Origin of the sequence: Mycetocola zhadangensis (genome assembly GCF_003668565.1) — a bacterium.
GTDB classification, from domain to species: Bacteria; Actinomycetota; Actinomycetes; order Actinomycetales; family Microbacteriaceae; genus Mycetocola_A; species Mycetocola_A zhadangensis.
Map to the genome: position 1 here is coordinate 245,125 of NZ_RCWJ01000001.1, position 19,767 is coordinate 264,891.

Annotated in this window: 20 protein-coding genes and 1 tRNA gene; 13 read left to right on the plus strand and 8 right to left on the minus strand. The window is 63.4% G+C overall.

The genetic code is table 11. The features are described 5' to 3' along the window. Positions 1-105 precede the first annotated feature (105 nt). Genes D9V28_RS01190 through rlmB form a run of 4 tightly spaced genes read left to right on the plus strand, consistent with a single transcriptional unit; the run spans position 106 to position 4,313 of the window. Entirely contained in the window at positions 106-588 is a 483-nt protein-coding gene (locus D9V28_RS01190) for a CarD family transcriptional regulator (protein WP_121658832.1), read from the plus strand. Positions 589-646: 58 nt separating this feature from the next. Then, positions 647-1,876 (plus strand): 2-C-methyl-D-erythritol 4-phosphate cytidylyltransferase, encoded by a 1,230-nt coding sequence (gene ispD, locus D9V28_RS01195; RefSeq protein WP_121657899.1) that lies wholly within the window; start codon positions 647-649, stop codon positions 1,874-1,876. Between the two features lie 3 nt (positions 1,877-1,879). Continuing rightward, positions 1,880-3,301 carry a cysteine--tRNA ligase gene (cysS, locus tag D9V28_RS01200; RefSeq protein ID WP_121657900.1) on the plus strand — a complete coding sequence of 474 codons (1,422 nt, stop codon included), beginning with the start codon at positions 1,880-1,882 and terminating at the stop codon, positions 3,299-3,301. After that, positions 3,288-4,313 carry a 23S rRNA (guanosine(2251)-2'-O)-methyltransferase RlmB gene (gene rlmB / locus D9V28_RS01205; protein ID WP_121657901.1) on the plus strand — a complete coding sequence of 342 codons (1,026 nt, stop codon included), beginning with the start codon at positions 3,288-3,290 and terminating at the stop codon, positions 4,311-4,313. The genes cysS and rlmB overlap by 14 nt, the downstream gene beginning before the upstream one ends. Positions 4,314-4,348: 35 nt before the next feature. On the opposite strand, the gene D9V28_RS01210 is transcribed toward rlmB, so the two are convergent. Together D9V28_RS01210 and D9V28_RS01215 are read right to left on the minus strand one after the other, a co-directional pair. After that, positions 4,349-5,641 carry a DUF4032 domain-containing protein gene (locus D9V28_RS01210; RefSeq protein ID WP_121657902.1) on the minus strand — a complete coding sequence of 431 codons (1,293 nt, stop codon included), beginning with the start codon at positions 5,639-5,641 and terminating at the stop codon, positions 4,349-4,351. A gap of 60 nt (positions 5,642-5,701) precedes the next feature. Further along, a complete protein-coding gene (locus tag D9V28_RS01215; RefSeq protein ID WP_121657903.1) occupies positions 5,702-6,805 on the minus strand; it encodes an ABC transporter ATP-binding protein in 1,104 nt (367 codons plus the stop codon). A 285-nt stretch (positions 6,806-7,090) separates the two neighbouring features. Between D9V28_RS01215 and D9V28_RS01220 the strand changes: the two genes are divergently transcribed. Beyond that, positions 7,091-8,029, plus strand: a complete 939-nt coding sequence (locus D9V28_RS01220) for a DsbA family protein (protein WP_121657904.1) — start codon at positions 7,091-7,093, stop codon at positions 8,027-8,029. Here D9V28_RS01220 and D9V28_RS01225 read toward each other — a convergent pair. After that, positions 8,026-9,366, minus strand: coding sequence for a threonine/serine exporter family protein (locus D9V28_RS01225; protein WP_121657905.1), 1,341 nt, complete (start codon positions 9,364-9,366; stop codon positions 8,026-8,028). The two genes, D9V28_RS01220 and D9V28_RS01225, sit on opposite strands and share 4 nt — an antisense overlap. Before the next feature lie 99 nt (positions 9,367-9,465). On the opposite strand from D9V28_RS01225, the gene D9V28_RS01230 reads away from it, so the two are divergent. Together D9V28_RS01230 and D9V28_RS01235 are read left to right on the plus strand one after the other, a co-directional pair. Then, positions 9,466-9,539 (plus strand) — tRNA-Thr (locus tag D9V28_RS01230). Positions 9,540-9,602: 63 nt separating this feature from the next. Continuing rightward, entirely contained in the window at positions 9,603-10,556 is a 954-nt protein-coding gene (locus D9V28_RS01235; RefSeq protein ID WP_229727672.1) for a DMT family transporter, read from the plus strand. Here D9V28_RS01235 and D9V28_RS01240 read toward each other — a convergent pair. After that, positions 10,553-11,089: a nitroreductase family protein gene (locus D9V28_RS01240; protein WP_121657906.1), complete on the minus strand. Its 537-nt coding sequence runs from the start codon at positions 11,087-11,089 to the stop codon at positions 10,553-10,555. The genes D9V28_RS01235 and D9V28_RS01240 overlap by 4 nt on opposite strands. A 2-nt stretch (positions 11,090-11,091) precedes the next feature. After that, positions 11,092-11,493 carry a peptide-methionine (R)-S-oxide reductase MsrB gene (msrB, locus tag D9V28_RS01245; protein WP_121657907.1) on the minus strand — a complete coding sequence of 134 codons (402 nt, stop codon included), beginning with the start codon at positions 11,491-11,493 and terminating at the stop codon, positions 11,092-11,094. A gap of 197 nt (positions 11,494-11,690) precedes the next feature. Between msrB and D9V28_RS01250 the strand changes: the two genes are divergently transcribed. The 4 genes from D9V28_RS01250 to groL all read left to right on the plus strand — a co-directional run bounded on the left by D9V28_RS01250 (position 11,691) and on the right by groL (position 14,889). Continuing rightward, positions 11,691-11,999, plus strand: a complete 309-nt coding sequence (locus tag D9V28_RS01250) for a DUF3263 domain-containing protein (RefSeq protein WP_121657908.1) — start codon at positions 11,691-11,693, stop codon at positions 11,997-11,999. A 66-nt stretch (positions 12,000-12,065) separates the two neighbouring features. Next, positions 12,066-12,641 (plus strand): LytR C-terminal domain-containing protein, encoded by a 576-nt coding sequence (locus D9V28_RS01255; RefSeq protein ID WP_121657909.1) that lies wholly within the window; start codon positions 12,066-12,068, stop codon positions 12,639-12,641. Positions 12,642-12,890: 249 nt separating this feature from the next. Beyond that, positions 12,891-13,094, plus strand: a complete 204-nt coding sequence (locus D9V28_RS01260; RefSeq protein WP_121657910.1) for a cold-shock protein — start codon at positions 12,891-12,893, stop codon at positions 13,092-13,094. Positions 13,095-13,269: 175 nt separating this feature from the next. After that, positions 13,270-14,889, plus strand: coding sequence for a chaperonin GroEL (groL, locus tag D9V28_RS01265; RefSeq protein ID WP_121657911.1), 1,620 nt, complete (start codon positions 13,270-13,272; stop codon positions 14,887-14,889). A gap of 78 nt (positions 14,890-14,967) precedes the next feature. Here the strand turns inward: groL and D9V28_RS01270 are convergent, their stop codons facing one another. From D9V28_RS01270 to D9V28_RS01280, 3 genes are all read right to left on the minus strand, one after another. Continuing rightward, positions 14,968-15,261, minus strand: a complete 294-nt coding sequence (locus tag D9V28_RS01270) for a WXG100 family type VII secretion target (RefSeq protein WP_121657912.1) — start codon at positions 15,259-15,261, stop codon at positions 14,968-14,970. 143 nt (positions 15,262-15,404) lie between these two features. Further along, positions 15,405-17,156, minus strand: a complete 1,752-nt coding sequence (locus tag D9V28_RS01275) for a sensor histidine kinase (protein WP_121657913.1) — start codon at positions 17,154-17,156, stop codon at positions 15,405-15,407. 12 nt (positions 17,157-17,168) lie between these two features. Beyond that, positions 17,169-17,858: a response regulator transcription factor gene (locus D9V28_RS01280; protein ID WP_108391630.1), complete on the minus strand. Its 690-nt coding sequence runs from the start codon at positions 17,856-17,858 to the stop codon at positions 17,169-17,171. Between the two features lie 220 nt (positions 17,859-18,078). On the opposite strand from D9V28_RS01280, the gene folP reads away from it, so the two are divergent. Together folP and D9V28_RS01290 are read left to right on the plus strand one after the other, a co-directional pair. Further along, positions 18,079-19,002, plus strand: a complete 924-nt coding sequence (folP, locus tag D9V28_RS01285; protein WP_183086390.1) for a dihydropteroate synthase — start codon at positions 18,079-18,081, stop codon at positions 19,000-19,002. After that, positions 18,995-19,759 (plus strand): pyrimidine reductase family protein, encoded by a 765-nt coding sequence (locus D9V28_RS01290; protein ID WP_121657915.1) that lies wholly within the window; start codon positions 18,995-18,997, stop codon positions 19,757-19,759. The genes folP and D9V28_RS01290 overlap by 8 nt, the downstream gene beginning before the upstream one ends. The last annotated feature ends 8 nt before the right edge of the window (positions 19,760-19,767 follow it).

The following is a 19,767-nucleotide window of genomic DNA, read 5'->3' on the forward strand; positions in this document are numbered from 1 at the left end:
GACTTGAGTTTAGCCTAGCCAGCCAGCGGCTCCGGGCACGGTGGCCGGCCACAGCATAGTGCATACCGCTGTGGTAAACTGACAGACGCTGAAAGGATGCGTTTCATGCTTTTTGAGGTCGGCGAGACAGTCGTTTATCCCCATCACGGAGCGGCAACGATTGCCGAAGTGAAAACTCGGCTAATCAAGGGCGAGGAGAAGCTTTACCTGAAGCTGCGGGTCACCCAGGGCGACCTGGTCATCGAGGTGCCGGCCGAGAACGTCGACCTGGTCGGGGTTCGCGACGTCATCGGTGAAGACGGACTCGAACATGTTTTTGACGTGCTGCGCGCTCCGTTCACCGAAGAGCCGACCAACTGGTCGCGCCGGTACAAGGCCAACCTCGAGAAACTGGCGTCTGGCGACATCATCAAAGTGAGCGAGGTTGTTCGCGACCTGTGGCGTCGCGACCAGGATCGAGGCCTCAGCGCCGGCGAGAAACGTATGCTCGCCAAGGCGCGCCAGATCCTCGTCTCCGAGCTCGCGCTGGCAGAGAAGACCGATGAAGAGAGCGCCTCGATAGTTCTCGACGAGGTCCTCGCCTCCTGAGTGCACCACCCGCTCGGCTCCGGCCAGCGGTCGTGTTCGTGCTCTACGCTCGAGAACTATGAGTCCGAACGCGCCAGGTCCGAAGGTTTCGAGTGCGACGGCAGCCGGAGGGCGTGCGCCGATTGTCGGAGTCATCGTTGTTGCCGCCGGAAGTGGCACGCGGCTCGGAGCCGCCCGCCCGAAAGCGTTCGCGCCCCTTGCCGGCCGCACCATCCTTGAGCACTCGCTGGATTCCGTTTTCGGTATGCAGCGTGAGTCGCAGGTCGTCGTTGTCGTTCCGTCGGCTCTCGTCGACGAGGCCGCATCGATGGTGACGGATGCCGCCGGTGCGGCACACAAATACGTTCGCGTTGTGGCGGGCGGTGCGACACGCCAGCAATCCGTTGCACTCGGACTTGCGGAGCTTGACGCGTCGGTTCGTATAGTTCTCGTGCACGACGCCGCGCGCGCACTCACGCCTTCGAGTGTGTTCGACGCGGTCGTCACTGGCGTCGCACAGACGGCCTCGGGAATCGTTCCTGGCGTCGCGGTGACCGACACCATCAAACGGGTCGACGACGACGAAAGCGTCGTCGAAACCGTCGATCGCGCCGAACTGCGCGCGGTTCAAACCCCGCAGGCGTTCCCTCGCGCCGCCCTCGACGCCGCATACGCCGAAGCCGAGCGTGAGCACACCGACGATGCTGCCCTGTTCGCGGCCGCAGGCAACACAGTGTCGATCATCGACGGCGACGATCGAGCATTCAAGATCACCACACCCTGGGACCTCCGCCGCGCCGAAGGACTGCTCCGCGACACCGCCGCCCCCACCGAGGGACTTCGCACCGGCATCGGCACAGACGTTCACGCGTTCGACGACAGCTCGGAACTCTGGCTCGCCGGTCTGCACTGGCCGGGTGAGCGGGGGCTCTCCGGGCATAGCGACGGCGACCCGGTCTGCCATGCCATCACTGACGCCCTGCTCTCGGCCGCTGGCCTCGGCGACATCGGCTCTGTCTTCGGCACTGCTGACCCGCAATTCGACGGTGCGCACGGCGACGTCTTCCTGCGGGCAACCCTCGAACGCCTGACAGCGGCCGGTTTCACCGTCAACAACGTGTCGGTGCAGATCATCGGCAACAGCCCCCGGTTCTCGCCGAGGCGAATGGAGGCCGAGGGTCTTCTCAGCGGCATTCTGGACGCCCCGGTCAGTGTCTCGGCGACCACAACAGACGGACTGGGTTTTCCAGGTCGCGGTGAGGGCATCTGCGCGATCGCAACGGCGATCGTTTCGCGCCAGTACGCTTAAGCCGTGGCAATTCAACTCTACGACTCCCGGGCACAGGCCCTCCGCGACTTCGTCCCCTTGGATCCAGGCAAAGTGGGAATCTACGTCTGCGGACCGACCGTCCAGTCCTCGCCGCACATCGGGCACCTGCGTTCAGCCCTCGTCTACGACCAGCTGCGTCGCTGGTTCAACTACTCGGGCTACGACGTGACCCTCGTCCGCAACGTCACAGACATCGACGACAAGGTGTTGGCCAACGCTTCGGAGTCCGAGAACTGGTGGGCGCTTGCCTACCGCATGGAACTCGAATTCACGGCCGGCTACCGTGCCCTCGGGATTCTCGCACCCACATACGAGCCCCGCGCCACCGCGAGCATCCAGCAGATGCACAGCATCATCGCGACGCTGATCGAGAACGGGCACGCTTACCAGGCAAATGACGGCTCAGGAGATGTCTATTTCGACGTTCGAAACTGGTCGAACTATGGCGAACTGACCCGCCAGGCGATCGACAACATGGAAGCGGCGACGGATGCTGACCCGCGCGCCAAGCGGGACGCTCGCGATTTCGCACTGTGGAAGGGCCACAAGGCCGACGAGCCAAAGTCCGCGACCTGGCAGAGCCCATGGGGCGACGGTCGGCCCGGCTGGCACATTGAGTGCTCGGCGATGGCGTCACGCTACCTCGGCGACCACTTCGACATCCACGGCGGAGGCCTCGACCTGCGCTTCCCGCACCACGAGAACGAATTGGCTCAATCCACAGCAGCGGGCCAGGGGTTCGCGAACTACTGGGTGCACAATGGCCTCGTCCACGTGAACGGACAGAAGATGTCCAAGTCACTTGGCAATTCGATTTTCGCTGCCGAGCTCCTCAGCGCGGCGCGGCCGATCGTCGTCCGCTACTACCTGGGGCAGGCGCACTATCGATCGACCATCGACTTCCACGATGGCGCGTTGACCGAGGCCGAAGCGGCCCTCGATCGCATTGAGAGCTTCCTCGACCGCGTCGCCCGCCGACTGTCGGGAACCCGATTCGCCGGGACGGGTACCGTCGAGATTCCCGACGCTTTCGCGGCTGCCATGGACGACGATTTGTCCGTCCCGCAGGCCCTCGCGGTATTACATGACACAATAAGGCAGGGGAACTCCTGGCTGGACGGGGAAGACCTCGCGCTCGCGGCGACTGCTCAAGGCCAGGTTATGGCCATGACAGAGGTCCTCGGAATCAATCCGCTCTCCCCGGAATGGTCCAAAACCCAGGACATGTCGGTGCACGCAGCACTGACAACACTCGTCGACCAGCTGCTCGACCGCCGCCAGCAGATGAGGGCTTCGCGTGATTTCGCCGGAGCCGACCAGATCCGTGACGATCTCGCTTCCGCGGGCATCACAATTGAAGACACCCAACAGGGTGCACATTGGAGTATTGATGGCAGCCAGTAAACAGAATCGCTCAGGCGCGGTTCGGAAGACCAAAAAGGGCCCAGCCAAGGGCACAGGCGGACTGGGACGACGCTCGCTCGAGGGAAAGGGTCCGACGCCGAAGGCTGAGGACCGTACCTACCACGCGGCCGGAAAGCGCAAGATCGCCAAGGACCGCCTCGCGGCGACCCAGGCGAAGACCGGCGGCGGTCGCCCCGCATCGACCGGTCCTGCGATCCGCAAGCCCAAGCAGAAGCAGTCGGACGACTTCGAAGTGGTCACCGGCCGCAACTCAGTCGTGGAAGCGCTTCGCGCCAAAATCCCAGCGACCGCGCTCTACATGGCTACCCGCATCGAGTTCGATGACCGGGTGAAGGAAGTCCTCGCGCTGGCAACAGCCCGCGGAATCCCGATTCTCGAGGTCATGCGCCCGGAGCTCGACCGTCTGGCCGGTTTCGACTCTGTGCACCAGGGCCTCGCGCTCAAGGTGCCTCCGTATGAGTACGCGCACCCCAACGACCTGCTCGAGACGGTTATCTCGCGTGGCCAGAAGCCGCTCTTCGTTGCACTTGACGGCATCACCGACCCGCGCAACCTCGGCGCCATCATTCGTTCGACCGCTGCATTCGGTGGACAGGGCGTCATTGTTCCCCAGCGTCGATCGGTCGGCCTCACCGCATCCGCGTGGAAGACGAGCGCCGGCGCCGCAGCGCGCACCCCAGTCGCCATGGCCCCGAACCTCACCCAGACACTCAAAGCGTTCAAGGCCGCCGGTGTTTTCGTGATCGGGCTCGACGGAGGAGGCGACACTGATCTGCCGGGTCTCGAACTGGCTGACCGCCCCGTCGTCATCGTCGTCGGCAGCGAAGGCAAGGGCCTGTCCCGCCTCGTCACCGACACCTGCGACGCGATCGTCTCCATCCCGATCAGTTCAGCGACTGAATCGCTCAACGCTGGCATCGCCGCGTCGGTGACCCTCTACGAAGTGTCAAAGCTTCGTGAGGCAGCGAAGGCCGCGAAGAAGAAGAAGTAACCGCGGCGGTTGTCGCACGATTGGCGCGATCGGGTCTAGACCCGGTCGCGCCAATTCGTTTGTGCCTCGTCCGCGTCGATAACCCGGTTGGGCAGGGTGATCGTCCCGGTGAGCGGCGCGATCACCGTTGCTTCATCACGGCGGTGGCGAAGCACGGAGTTGATGTATGAGGTGAGGGCCTCAGCGAGCGGGATGCTCCGCGCTTCGTTCTGCGACATGAACCAGCGGTGCTCGAGCAGTTGGTGGAACATCTCGGCAGGTTCGAGCTTGCCCTTGAGGTCGCGGGGGATCGATTTGATGACCGGTTCGAAGACCCGACTGACCCACTCGTGAGCCACCATCTCCTCATCGAGGTCACTCTTGCCGTGTGTCGCGGCATACGAGTCGAGGTCGTTGAGCAGTCGGCGCGCCTGGTTCTCGCCCGCGTCGAGCCCGGTGAGTCGGAGGAGCCGACGCTGGTGGTGCCCGGCGTCAACGACCTTGGGCTGGATGCGGACGGTTGTTCCGCTCTCATCGGTGCGGATCGCCAGTTCTTCAATGTCGAAGCCGAGGCTGTTGAGGCGTTGAACGCGTTCACTGATGCGCCAGCGTTCGTTCGAGGCAAACGACTCGGAACCGGTGAGTTCTTTCCAGAGCGAGCGGTATGCGGCGACGATGCCGTCAGACACGCTGATCGGGTCAAGCTCGTCATCGACGCGCCCACCCGCCTCCAGGTCCATCAGCTCGCCGGCAATGTTGACCCGAGCGATCTCGAGATCGTTTTCGCGCTGCCCGTTCGACAAACCACCGTCGTACAGCTGGCCAGTCTCAGCATCGACGAGGTACGCGGCGAACGCGCCGGCGTCGCGACGGAAGAGGGTGTTCGAGAGCGAAACGTCACCCCAGAAGAAGCCGGCAATGTGCAAACGCACAAGAAGAACGGCGAGAGCGTCGACGAGACGGTTCGCCGTGTCAGGGCGCAGGGTCTGTGAGAACAGAGCGCGGTAGGGGAGCGAGAACTTGAGGTGCCTCGTGACCAGCACGCTGGGGAGCGGAGCGCCGGACTCTTCTGCACGCCCGGTGATGACCGCGACGGGGTCGACGCACGGTATGTCCAGCTTCTGCAGGTTGCGCAGCATGTCGTATTCGCCGCGGGCCATCTCCGTGGTGGTCTCTTTGACCGCGACGACGTAACCGGAGAGGTTAGCGAAGCGAACGAGGTGGCGGGAGATGCCCTTGGGTAGCGAGGCGATGGTGTCGCTTGGCCAGGCCTCCAGGGGGAGCTCCCACGGGAGGTCGAGGAGGGCGGGGTCGACCGTTGCGGCCGTGATGTTGAGTGATGCGCTCATGGTGGGTTAAACAGTAGCGCCGGCTGACGGGGCGATACCCCGTCAGCCGGCGCGATGCTGTTAGTCGGCGACGACAGCCTTGTTGCCGAGGCGCAGGCCCGACTCGACGTCGAAGACGTGCACGTGGCGCGGCGTCGGGATCAGGAAGACCTTCTCGCCTGCGTGGGCGTGTGTGCGTCCATCGACACGAGCGACGATGTCTGTGCGCTTGCCGTTGACGTCTGCGTGACCGTAAAGGTATCCGTCAGCACCGAGTTCCTCGACCAGGTCGACCTGGACCTCGAGACCGTTGCCTGGCTCAGTGGAAACCTCGATGTCCTCGGGGCGAACACCAACGGTGACCTGACGAGCGCTGGTCTCGCTCAGGGTGTCGCGGTCAACCGGAACGACGCGAGCGCCGAACTGGATGCCGCCGTCAGCGAGGTCAGCGGTGAGCAGGTTCATGGCGGGTGAGCCAATGAATCCGGCGACGAAGACGTTCTGTGGCTTCTCGTACAGGTCGCGCGGGGTGCCAACCTGCTGCAGGATTCCGTCCTTGAGGACCGCGATGCGGTCACCCATGGTCAGTGCCTCTGTCTGGTCGTGCGTGACGTAGACCGTGGTGACGCCGAGTCGACGCTGGAGCGAAGCGATCTGCGTGCGGGTCTGAACGCGGAGCTTGGCGTCGAGGTTCGACAGTGGCTCGTCCATAAGGAAGACCTGAGGCTGACGAACGATGGCGCGGCCCATGGCGACGCGCTGACGCTGACCACCGGAGAGAGCCTTCGGCTTGCGAGTCAGGTACTCCTCGAGGTCGAGGAGCTTGGCGGCCTCAAGAACGCGAGCGGCGCGCTCGTCCTTGTTGACGCCGGCGATCTTCAGGGCGAAGCCCATGTTCTCAGCGACGGTCATGTGCGGGTACAGAGCGTAGTTCTGGAACACCATGGCGATGTCGCGGTCTTTCGGCGGAACGTCGGTGACGTCCCGGTCGCCGATGAGGATGCGACCATCGTTGACCTCTTCGAGGCCGGCGAGCATGCGCAGCGAGGTTGACTTACCACAACCGGACGGCCCGACCAGGACGAGGAATTCGCCATCGGCGACCTCGAGGCTGAGCTTGTCAACGGCGGCGCGTGTACCACCGGGGTACAGGCGTGTGGCGTTGTCAAAGGTTACTGATGACATGGGTACTTCTCCTTCACCGGCAGGTACGTGCCGGACGATCCGAGTGAATGGATTCATGCGCCGCATGCTGCATTGCATGCTCCCGGGTGCCGGTCAGGCATACGAGAGATCATCAGTATGACAGATTCCCGCGAGGCTCGTCCTTCAATGGTGCGATTTCGCACCGGGCGCGCCGAGGTGCCATCCAGCATCCGTTTGGGAATTTCACAGTCAGGGCAACTACGATCGATTCGTGTTTGGCGCCTGAAACGTGCCCGCAACCCGACATACACGAAGCGAGGATCCATGACGAACGGCGGACCTGAGTCCAGTCCGACGAAGAACCAGCGACGTGAAGCAACCCGTGAGAAGGCGAAAGAACTTCGCGATGCTCAGCGCAAACGGGACCTTCGCAACAAGATCTTCCTTCAGGGTGGACTCGTCCTCGCTATCGTCGCCGTCGTCGTCGGAATCACCTTTGTGATCACGAGCGCGATCCGACCGCCGACCGCTGGGCCGAGCAACATGGCGTCTGACGGAATCGTCGTCGGTCAACAGCTCAAGGCGGCACAGACGTCTGCGATTCCGGCCGGTTCCGACCCAAAGCCCACGCAGATCGACCCGAACGTTCCCAACATTCGGATCTACGTTGACTACCTCTGCCCGATTTGCGGCGAGTTCGAAAAGGCCAACTCGGAGCAGCTGGCAACCTGGGCTGAAAACGGCACGGCCACCGTTGAGTACCACCCCATCGCTATTCTGACCGGCCGGTCCGCAGGCACCCAGTATTCGCTGCGCGCCGCAAATGCCGCAGCGTGTGTTGCGAACTACGCGCCGGATTCGTTCTTCGTGTTCAGCACGCTGCTCTTCGACGATCAGCCTGAGGAAGGCACAGAAGGTCACAGCGATGACGAGCTCAGCGCGATCGCCAAGACGGCACTCGGGTCAGGGGAAGAGTCGCCGGGCGGTTCGACGCTCAGCTCGATCTCCAAATGCATCGATGACGGCACCTACAAGACCTGGGTGCAGGAATCCACAGATCGGGCGACAACCCAGCCCGTCCCCAACTCCAATCTCGAGAAGGTCAAGGGAACGCCCACGGTCCTCGTGAACGACAAGCAGTACACCGGCTCCATCACTGACCCGAAGGAGTTCCAGGCGTTCGTGCTCTCGGTTGCCAGTGAGACATACGCCCAGTCGTCCTCGACAGCCACGCCCACGCCGACCGAGATTCCAGCAGGCTAGATCGTTTCGTCCTGCTTGCGGCTCAGCCGCACCTGAACTCCCATGAGTGGTCCAACGAACCGGCGCTGAATGCGGCGGGCTGGGCCGAGCAGGCTCTGGACGACATACTGTCCGAGCAGGGTTCCAGCCGCCAGGGCGACCGCGACTGATGCGGCTTCGAGCATGCTGAGAAGTCCGTCGATGGACCCGGCGCTGAGTTCGAGAAGACCTCGGAACAGGATCGCGCCTGGCACCAGGGGCACCAGCGCCGAAACGACGAGGGGGAGCGGGGGCACCCGCGCGGCTCGGGATGCGAACGCAGCGAGCACGCCGACAACAAACGCGGCGATCCCACCACTCCACGCCATACCGAAGTCAGAGGTGAGTGCTGCCGTGAACACCAGGTAACCGAGCACCCCGAGCACGCAGACCGCCCAGAAAGCCCGCGGAGGCACTTCGACACCCAGCGCGAAGCCGACGACGATGACGACGCTGCCGACGAGCGCCAGGGTGATCCCCTCGAGGGTTGGCGGCACATAGGGTTCGATATTGAGCAGGATTCCAAACCGCGCGAGCAGCATGCTGGTACCAGCGACTCCGGCGACGAGCCCGCCCGTGATGAGCAGAGCTTCGAGTACCCGTGCGGTTCCGGTGACGTAGAACCCGGAAAGCACGTCCTGAACCGCGCCGAACGAGGTGACCCCGGCGAGCAGCATGATGATCGTGGCCACGACGACGAGAGACGAGCTCGCGTCGGGATCAAGAACGTGGACGAGCGCGGCGACCAGTGGACCGATCGCTCCACCGGCAAGGGTTTGGTAAAACACCGAGATGCGGGTGCGCGCAAGCGTGCTGGTCACCAGGTCGACAACGAATGTGGCAAAAAATGCCGCGCAAATAACGAGCAGGCCGCCGCCGAGCAGGAGAGCGGCACCGGCACCAACAAGGCTCCAGCCCACCCGCCGGACGACGGTTGGGTAGATCGGCTTGGCGCGGATGATCGCATCCACGCGAGAGCGGGCCTCGACGACAGAAACCGGGGTGTGCAGCAGGTCGCCGATCAGGGTAGACGTGTTGGTGAGGCGGGTGTAATCGAGAGTGCGGTACTTGACGTTGCGACTCTTTGTGATTGTGTCGCCCGAGTCGGCGTCGTCGTAAGTCAATGTGATCACCGTGTGCGTGACATCCGCTTCGCAACCGCGAAGACCGTACGCGCGGGTCACAGCGAGCATGGACGCTGTCGCGTCTTCGGCGCTGGCGCCGGATGCGAAGATCACCTCGCCACAGCGAATAGCGAGGTCGAGAATGGAGCGGCTGGCGTTTGTTCCGCCGGCGGGCGCGGGGAACGCGAGTGCCATGAAATCCTTCAAGTTTGTTACTTCAAGGATGCCACGCGTTTGAGGTCTCTCCCGGTGGCACGAAACGCCCCGTCGGTTCGTTATGATTGACAGGTCCACGCCGCCTTAGCTCAGTTGGCCAGAGCAGCGCACTTGTAATGCGCAGGTCGTCGGTTCGAATCCGACAGGCGGCTCTCAGGAGAGATGCTCGGCACTCTCCCCGTGATGTGCGTTCCGTGCAGAGATGAGACCCTGCAGTGCTGGATTCTTCCCCATCGCGCCGGCTCCCGGTTTGGTTGTCGCTCGTGCTCGCCGCTGTGTGCGGCGCTGGGATCGCCGCGCAGACCCGGATCAATGGGGCGCTCGGTTTGGCCCTCGGCGACGGCTTCACCGCTGGTGTGATTTCGTTCGGTTCCGGTCTTCTTATCCTGCTGGTGGTCATGGCGATCGTCCCGAAAGGACGGAGGGGGCTCGGCGTCGTCGTTGCGGGCCTTCGCGACCGCAGCGTGCCGGTGTGGAGCGTTCTCGGTGGTGTCGCCGGAGCGTTCTTCGTCCTGTCGCAGGGCGTCACCGGAGCGGTCATTGGTGTGGCCCTCTTCAGCGTTGCGCTAGTCGCCGGGCAAACGATCTCGGGCCTCGTGCTTGATCGCAGGGGCTTTGGCTCGCAGGCGCACGTGGGGTTCACCTGGCCGAGGCTCACCGGCGCCGCGCTCACCGTCGTGGCGGTTGCGATCTCCATGTCGACGCAGCTGCGCTCTGATTTTCCGGTCTGGATGCTGCTCATGCCGCTCATCGCCGGCTTCGGCAGCGGGTGGCAAAGCGCCGTCAACGGGCGTGTGCGCGCTCGGGCCGGCAGCGCGCTGACAGCGACGTTCCTCAACTTCCTCATCGGAACGACGGCCCTGGTTCTCGTCGCAGTGGTTCGCAACGCGTTCGCGGGCTGGCCGACGAGTCTTCCTGCGGAGCCGTTGCTTTACCTCGGCGGTGCGATCGGCTGCGTCTTCATCGGAGTCAACGCCTTCCTCGTCAGCCACACCGGGGTTCTTGTACTCGGACTTGGCACAGTGACCGGCCAATTGCTCACCTCGGTCGCCATCGATGCATTCGCGCCTGGCGATAACCCGCTTGCTGCGACGACCGTCGTTGGGGCGCTGCTCGCGCTTGTCGCTGTGGCGATCGCGACACTGCGGGTGCGCCCCAAGCGGCTCTAGGGGAGCACGCTGAGGAACTGCTCGGCGTCAATCGGTTTGCGGTGGCCTGCTTTGCTGTTCTCCGGAATTCCGCCGACGTAGAGCCAGCCCAGAAGCTGCTCCTTCTTCGAAAGGCCGTGAAGTTTGCGAACGGGCTTTGATCGGGTGTAGTGCCCCGTGCGCCAGATCACGCCCCAGCCCGCGTCGGCCAGGAGGAGGCTGAGGGTGTGCGCCACGCCGGACGCCACAGCTTCCTGCTCCCAGCCGGGTACTTTTCCGCTCTTCTGTTTACAGAAGACAATGGCGATCAGAAGCGAGGCGCGAAGAGGCTTCTGTGACGGCTTGTCGTCGTGTTCTGCCCGCGCGATCGCCTCGCCCAGGCGAACCCTGTCGTCGCCCCTCAGCTCGATCAAACGCCATGGATGGAGTGCTCCATGATCAGCGACGCGAGCGGATGCTGCGACGAGCGGCAGCAGGTCCTCGTGCGTTGGGGCTTTCTCCGTGACGCGCGAGTACGACCGTCTGCCCTCGACGGCAGCGAGTACGTCCGGCACGCCTAGTCTTGCGCCTGAAAGTTCAAAGCAATGGAGTTCATGCAGTAACGATCACCGGTTGGTGTTCCGAATCCGTCGTCAAACACGTGGCCGAGGTGGGAGTCACAGTTTGCGCAGCGAACCTCGGTGCGAACCATTCCGAGTGTTTTGTCCTCGATGAGCTTGACCGCTTCCGGTCGAACGGACTCGTAAAAACTCGGCCATCCGCAGCCGGAATCGAATTTGGTACCGCTCTGAAACAGCTCAGCCCCGCATGCGCCACAGGTGTAGACGCCCGCCCGGCTCTCGTCGAGCAGTTCACCTGTCCACGGTCGTTCCGTCGCGGCCTCGCGAAGCACCGCATACTGCTCAGGGTTGAGTTCGTCGCGCCACTGCTCGTCGCTCTTCTGGACCTGCTCTGTCATGTTTCTCTCCTCAGCAAAAGTATTCGTCTCCCATTTAACCCGCGATGCGTTCCGGATGTTCCCTTGTGACGGAATGCTCGGGAAAGGCTGAGCATTCAGTTGCCAGGATTCCGTGTGGCCTCGCCGGACGCACAGTCCTGCAACGTTAGGATTGCCAGCGAACAGCGGGCTTGCCCGCGCGGATTGGAGGAGGACACGTGACCGAGAACGGTATTCCTTCTCCCGCGGCCGACATTGAGTCCCACCATGAACAGGGCGACCTTTCGGAACGCGACCTTGCGATCCTCGAGTTCGAGAACCGGTGGTGGCAGCACGCGGGGCAAAAGGAAGAGGCCATCCGGGACGCCTTTGCGCTTTCACCCACCCGCTACTATCAGTTGCTGGGTGCGGTGATTGACACTCCGGCCGCTCTCCGGCATGACCCAATGCTTGTGAAGCGTCTTCACCGGATGCGAGATGCCAGGCAGGCCACCCGCCGCGCACGCGCTCGGGGCGCCGCCGACTGACGAGCTACGCCCGATAACCGGGGTCACGTAGCCGCCAACACGACACAGAGGACCAGACAAGACCACATGGCCGATCGCTACGCCAAGGACAGGTTCGACGATATTCCGGAAGACCTGAAACGCGTTGGTGCCCACCGTGCACCGCCGAAGCCTGGCAGGAGATGGATCATCTTCCTCTGGGCGGCGCTGACGACAATTGTCCTCGTCGCCATCGGAATTCTCGGGCTGTTCGCTCTCAGTGACAATGTGAACTTCGCGGATACCTCAACGACGCCTGCGACCGCGGTGCCCGAACCGACCGAAACGCCGACAGCCGAGCCGACGATCGACCCTGAGTCGATGGTGACCGTTCTCAACGGCACAGCAACGAAGGGGCTCGCCACCCGCGCTATCCAGCAGTTGAACGCGGCAGGCTGGACTCAGAACATCACGCCGGGCAACGCCAGCGCCAAAGATGTGGAGAGCACCGCCGTTTATTATGAGGACGCCTCCCAGGAAGGCGCAGCCCGTGGGCTCGCAGAGGCTCTCGGAGTGGCCGATGTGCAGCTCTCCACTCAATTCCAGATCCCCGTCGCTGAGGGCGAGGAGCCGATCCTCCAACTTACCGTCGTGCTCGGCGCGGACTTTGTGCCGCAGGAGTAATCCTTCGCGGCCGCGTCATGTTTCCGAGGTGTTACGCGTCTATTCACGCTCGGTAACATCCGATGATTTGCCAGAAAAACCTGTTGCGCGGGGTCGTCTGTTCATTAGTATCTGGAACTGGTCGAACATTTTGCTCCGCGGCCCTCGCCTTTATCGGTGTGGCCAGGGGTCGGCACGATGGCCACGCGGTGGCATGACCCCAGCCAGCACAGGCCTGGGTGGAGTGGAACACAGCAACTGGGAGTGACAATGGCGAGTGGAACCGTGAAGTGGTTCAACGCTGAAAAAGGTTACGGCTTCATTACCGATGACGGGGCAGGGCAGGACGTTTTCGTCCACTACTCCGCTATCGACATGGGAGGCTACAAGGTCCTCGAGGAAGGCCAGAAGGTCGAGTTCGAGGTCGGCACCGGGGCCAAAGGCCCACAGGCGGAGGCGGTACGCCCGGTCTGATCTCGCCGGGCAATCCCAACGCTATCCAACAATGCCGTCCGCTGGCGCGGGCGGCATTGTGATGTCCGCGCGCACTGGCTTGCACTCGCAGGTGGAGAGTGCCAGAATCGGATTAGCACTCGCAATCATTGAGTGCTAACTACGTTCATCACGTCCGGGAGGGACGAAAAACCACATGGCAAAAATCATTGCTTTTGACGAGGAAGCCCGCCGCGGCCTCGAGCGCGGTCTGAACATTCTGGCCGACACCGTGAAGGTCACGCTCGGCCCACGCGGTCGCAACGTTGTCCTGGAGAAGAAGTGGGGCGCCCCCACGATCACCAACGATGGTGTGTCCATCGCCAAGGAGATTGAACTCGACGACCCGTACGAGAAGATCGGTGCGGAGCTCGTCAAGGAGGTCGCCAAGAAGACTGACGACGTCGCCGGCGACGGAACCACCACGGCAACCGTGCTCGCTCAGGCGCTCGTCCGCGAGGGCCTGCGCAACGTTGCAGCCGGCGCAGACCCGATCTCGCTGAAACGCGGCATCGAGAAGGCCACCGCCGCTGTCATCGCGGAGCTGGTTGAAAACGCCAAAGAGGTCGAGTCGAAGGAAGAGATCGCGGCAACCGCGTCCATCTCTGCCGGTGACCCCGAACTGGGTGCGATCATCGCTGAGGCGATCGACAAGGTCGGCAAGGAAGGTGTTGTCACCGTTGAGGAGTCGAACACGTTCGGCACCGAACTTGAGCTCACCGAGGGTATGCGTTTTGACAAGGGATTCCTGTCGGCATACTTCGTCACCGACCCGGACCGCCAGGAGACGGTGTTCGAAGACCCGTACATCCTCATCGCCAACTCGAAGATCTCCAACATCAAGGACCTGCTCCCCGTTGTTGACCAGGTCATCCAGTCGGGCAAACAGCTCCTGATCATCGCTGAGGACGTCGACGGAGAAGCACTCGCAACCCTCGTTGTGAACAAGATCCGTGGCATCTTCAAGTCCGTAGCCGTCAAGGCTCCTGGCTTCGGTGACCGCCGCAAGGCTCAGCTGCAGGACATCGCCATCCTCACCGGTGGTCAGGTCATCTCCGAAGAGGTCGGCCTCAAGCTGGAGAACGCAACGCTCGACCTCCTCGGTCGCGCACGCAAGGTTGTCATCACCAAGGACGAGACCACAATCGTCGATGGTGCAGGCGACGCTGAGCAGATCGCGGGCCGCGTTGCCCAGATCCGCAAGGAGATCGACAACACGGACAGCGACTACGACCGCGAGAAGCTGCAGGAGCGCCTGGCCAAGCTGGCCGGCGGCGTTGCAGTCATCAAGGCCGGCGCAGCGACCGAGGTCGAGCTCAAGGAGCGCAAGCACCGCATCGAGGACGCCGTTCGCAACGCGAAGGCTGCTGTTGAAGAGGGCATCGTCGCCGGTGGTGGCGTTGCGCTGATCCAGGCAGGCAAGACCGCCTTCGAGAAGCTCTCGCTGACGGGCGACGAGGCAACCGGAGCGAACATCGTTCGTGTTGCTATCGACGCGCCGCTCAAGCAGATCGCACTCAACGCTGGCCTCGAGCCGGGCGTTGTCGCGGACAAGGTGCGCAACCTGCCCGTCGGACACGGCCTCAACGCCGCGACCGGTGAGTACGTTGACATGCTCGCTGCTGGCATCAACGACCCGGTGAAGGTCACCCGCTCGGCTCTGCTCAACGCAGCGTCGATCGCCGGTCTGTTCCTCACCACCGAGGCCGTTGTCGCTGACAAGCCGGAGAAGAACCCGGCACCCGTCGGCGACCCGACCGGTGGCATGGACTTCTAAGTCCACACAGCTGCATCACACTGGGCGTCTCCTTCGGGAGGCGCCCAGTGTGCTTTAACCGGGTGCTGGCGGAGGCGTTCATCCCATTCGGAACAGGTCTGCATTCCCGCGTTCGACCTCCTGGTACTGCGTACCGGCCCGCGCCAGCGCCTGATTGATGGTGTGGATGCTCTCCTCGACCCGCTGCTGCGTCGCGCGCCAGTCGGCGACGACGCCCTGGAACGCCACAGACGCTTCGCCGGTCCACGTGCTCTGGAGCTCCGTCAGCTGACGCATCAGCCCAGCCACGTCGCTCTGGATGGTGTCAATGGTGCCGCGCACCCTCGCTGTCGTCCCCATGACGATGTCACTGTCTACCTGATACCTGGTCATCGTGCCCTCCTCGATCTTTCGACTCCCGCCGGGAAGCGGCGGGAGAAAATTCGACAGTAAATGGTTCAGACTCCAAGCCACGTGGCATCCCCTCGACTGGGGAACCACCCCATGAGCATCTGCGCTGTGAGGGAGTGCGTCCGCTATGCCCCGACGGCTGACTCGGCAGCGGTGGTTATGTGCGAAGCGCTGGCATCTTCAGGTGACGGACGTGGTGGCGAGTACAACGGGAGGCTCACGCGGAATGTGGCGCCGCCCCCTGGAGTGTCCGTGACGCTGACCGTGCCGTTGTGCGCAGCGACGATGGATGAAACGATGGCGAGGCCGAGGCCGGATCCGCCGGTTTCACGCGCCCGGGACGAGTCGGCTCGCCAGAACCGCTGGAAGATCTTCTCGCGGATCTGGGGCGGGACTCCCTCACCGTGGTCGATGACGGAGATGGTTGCCGTGCGAGTGAGCGGGTTCGCTGACACGCCGATTTCGAGCGGGCTGCCTGCCGGGGTGAAGCGCATGGCGTTGCCGATGAGGTTGGTGACAACCTGGCGAAGCTTGTTCTCCTCGCCCAGGACGACCGCGGGCACCTCTGGCAGGGGTGACGGTTGGATGGCTGGCAGGTCACCGGTCAGCAGCACGCCGTCTGCGCCTTGTTTGCGCGGGCGGCGGCGAAGGCGCGCCAGAGTGGCGCCAGCGAAAGCGATGGGGCCTGTTGCCGCGGATTCCTCGGCGGACGGAGCCCTGGTCACAGGTTTGGACGGGTCGGTCTTCTCCGAGTCGGTCGCGGGAAGAGGGGCGACCGGCGGGCAATCGACGACCGCGCGGACGATCCGGTCCGGGGCGGAAGCGCTCGCGTCGAGGGCCGCGTCCCTGGCAATGGGGGAGAGGTCGACGGGGGCCATGACCATGGGCTTGGTTTCGTCGAGTCGAGCGAGTTCGAGGAGGTCCTCGACGAGGCCGCCCATCCGGATGGCTTCCTTCTCGATCCTGTCCATCGCCTTTGCGACGTCTTCGGGTGTCTGAAGAGCGCCCATCCGGTACAACTCGGCGTAACCCCGAACGCTCACGAGGGGCGTCCGTAGTTCGTGGCTGGCGTCGCCGACAAAGCGGCGCATCTGCTCGATGGTGCGGGCGCGATCCGAGAATGCGCGGTCGATGCGGGCGAGCATTGTGTTGAGGGACCGGTTGAGTCGGCCCACTTCCGTGTTGGGGGTTGAGACTGCGAGACGTTGGCTAAAGTCACCGTCGGCGATGGCCGCGGCTGTGTACTCCACCTCTCGCAGGGGATGGAAGGTGCTGGTGACCAGCACCCGAGTGAGGAGGGCGCCGAGGATGATCACGCCGAGCCCGAAGCCGAAGAAGATCGTGAAAAGGGTGGCGATGATGGTGTCGGTCTCGCGCATGGAGACGGCGACGAGCACAACTCCCATCGCGCCTTCGTGATCCCACTGGTAGGGGACGATGACTGCGTGGAACAGTTCTTTCTTGTCCGCGGTGCGGAGTTCGAACACGTTCTCGCCCTGGCGCAGCGCATCGGACACCATGACCGTCGACGGGATGGTCGGCAGGTCGGATTTGTCGCGGTTCTGCCAGGTTGCGGCCCGGAGCTTCCCGTCTGCATCGTAAACGGCGGTGAAGTAGTCGGAGGAGACAGCGTCCTGCACCATCTCGCCCGCGTCATTGTCTGCGCTTGAGTCGAGGTCGAGGAATCCGGGCGGCGTCGGAGCCTGGGCCGCAGCAACGAGGTCAGCGTTGACCTTTCCCTCAAGCGCAGGGCGAAGCATGGTCATGGTGCCGACTCCGGCAACAACGAGTCCGAAGGCAAGCACGAGAACCGTGACGCCGGTGATCTTCGTCCGCAGTGAAATCGCGTTCCACCACTCGGCTACTGAATCGTGCATTACACCGTTCGTTTATGCCTTCGCTGTTTTCAGCATGTAGCCGAACCCGCGCTTGGTCTGAATGAGAGGTTCTGTCGAGAACTGGTCGAGCTTCCTGCGGAGGTAGGAAATATAGCTCTCGACGATGCCGGCGTCACCGTTGAAGTCGTACTCCCACACGTGATCAAGGATCTGCGCCTTGCTCAGGACCCGGTTGGGGTTGAGCATGAGGTAGCGGAGCAACTTGAATTCGGTCGGGCTGAGTTCAATCGGAGTCTCACCAACGAGTACCTCATGGGTGTCCTGATCCATGGTGAGCTCGCCGGCACGAATGACAGCATCCTCATCAGCATGCATTGTGCGCCTGAGGATTGCCTTGATGCGGGCGACTATTTCGTCGAGGCTGAACGGCTTGGTGACGTAGTCGTCACCTCCGACGGTCAGGCCCATGATCTTGTCTTCTGTGTCGTCTTTTGCCGTGAGGAACAGAATCGGGGCTGTGTATCCGGCGGAGCGGAGGCGCTTGGTGACGCCGAATCCGTTCATGTCGGGCAGCATGACGTCAAGGATGATGAGGTCAGGCTCTTCTTCCAGAACGGCGGAGATGGCCTGGGCACCGTTTCCAACGGCTCGCACGGCGAAGCCAGCGAAGCGGAGGCTCGTGGTGAGCAGGTCGCGGATGTTCGGTTCGTCATCGACGATGAGAATGCGTGGTCCAGTCATGGCCCCAGTATCTGCGTGTTGGCTGAAATGTTCCTGAGTGTCGCCGGTGTGGCTTCATTGGCGCCCGAAAGAGCTGCAGCGGCCCGGGGTGGCGGCATCCGGAATGTCAACGACGACACCGGGAACCTAGGGTCTCGAGCTCGGTTCGCTGATCCTGTAAGCCTCGCCCAACGAGCGTGCCGATCACAGATCTCTAACCCCGTGCGGCACGATGGTCTACATGACTGCATCCCGGCCGACCCGGCCCACCGGCTCGCTGCCCGAGAACACACCGATCCGAACGCTCGGCGCGCACGCCTTCGATTTCTCGAAGCGCGTCGCCGTCATGGCGGTCGTGAATCGTACCCCTGACTCCTTTTACGACCGCGGCAGCACCTTCGGTTTCGACTCCGCCGTTGCCGCCGCGCTCGCTGCGGTGGCCGATGGCGCAGACATCATCGATATCGGAGGAGCCCCGTTCGCGCCCGGACCCGAGTTACCCGTCGCAGACGAGGTCGACCGGGTAGTTCCGGTCATCGCTGCGATCCGCGAGTCGAGCGATGTCGTCATCTCGGTGGACACCTTCCAACCGGAGGTCGCCCGTCGAAGCATCGAAGCGGGAGCCGACCTCATCAATGACACGACCGGGCTGCGGAACCCCGAGATGGCGACCGTCATCGCGGACAGTTCCGCTGGGATTGTGATCACCCACAGTCTGGCCGCGCCCCGCACGGTCTACGCGAAACCGAGTTACCGCGACGTCGTGGGCGAGGTCATCGAGTTCCTCCGCAGACAGGCGAACATGGCCATCGACGCGGGAATCCCGCCGGAACGCATCATTCTCGATCCCGGTCACGACCTCAACAAAAACACCATGCACTCGCTGGAACTGACTCGTCGATTCTCCGAAATCGCCGCGCTGGGTTACCCCGTGCTTGCCGCGGTCTCCAACAAGGACTTCGTTGGTGAAACTTTGGATCGGAAGCGCGACGATCGCGTGGCCGGTTCGCTCGCGGCAGCCGTGGTCGCCATCATGAACGGCGCCCGGATCATTCGGATGCACAACGTACGTCCCGCTGTGGACGCTGCCCGTATGACCGAAGCCATCCTGGGCTTCCGGGATCCCGCATACCTTCGCCACAACATGGGTGAGCGCAATGACTGAGCCTCGGATCGCTCTCCTGCAACCATCCGCCGATGCCCTCACCGATGAGGACATCCTCGGCCTCTACGCGGTTCCGGACCGATCGTCACCCTGGCTCAGGGTGAACTTCGTCTCGAGTATCGACGGGGCCGCTACGTCCGAAGGGCTGAGCGGCGGGCTTGGCTCGGCAGCAGATCGACGGGTGTTCGACCTGCTGCGTCGGCACTGCGACGTCGTCATTGTTGGCGCCGGAACCGTGCGCGCAGAGGGATACGGCCCAATGCGCCTCGACGATGATGCGGCTGAGTGGCGGAGGTCCGAGGGGCTGGCTCCGCATCCCGTCTTCGCCATCGTTTCTGCGTCCCTCGATCTGGACCCCGGGTCCGCAATCTTCGCCGAGGCCCCTGCTCGACCGCTGGTGATCACTGTGGACGATGCTCCGGCGGACAGGCTGAAGGAAATCGCTCGTGTTGCGGACGTTCTCGTCGCCGGCCAGTCCGAGGTCGACACCGGGCTCATGCGGCGACTGCTCGCGCAGCGCGGGTTGCTCCAGATGCACAGCGAGGGTGGTCCGAGGCTCCTCGCCGACCTGATCCGAAACGATGCCGTCGACGAACTCTGCCTGACCGTCGCTTCTGTGCTCGAGGGACCAGGAGCACCCCGAATCGTCGCCGGACAGCCGATTGACGTTCATCGCGCATTCGAGGTCGCCCACGCCTTGACGGCCGAGGACACCCTGCTTCTTCGTTACCTGCGCAAGGACGCCGCGATCAGCTGAGGCCGAAG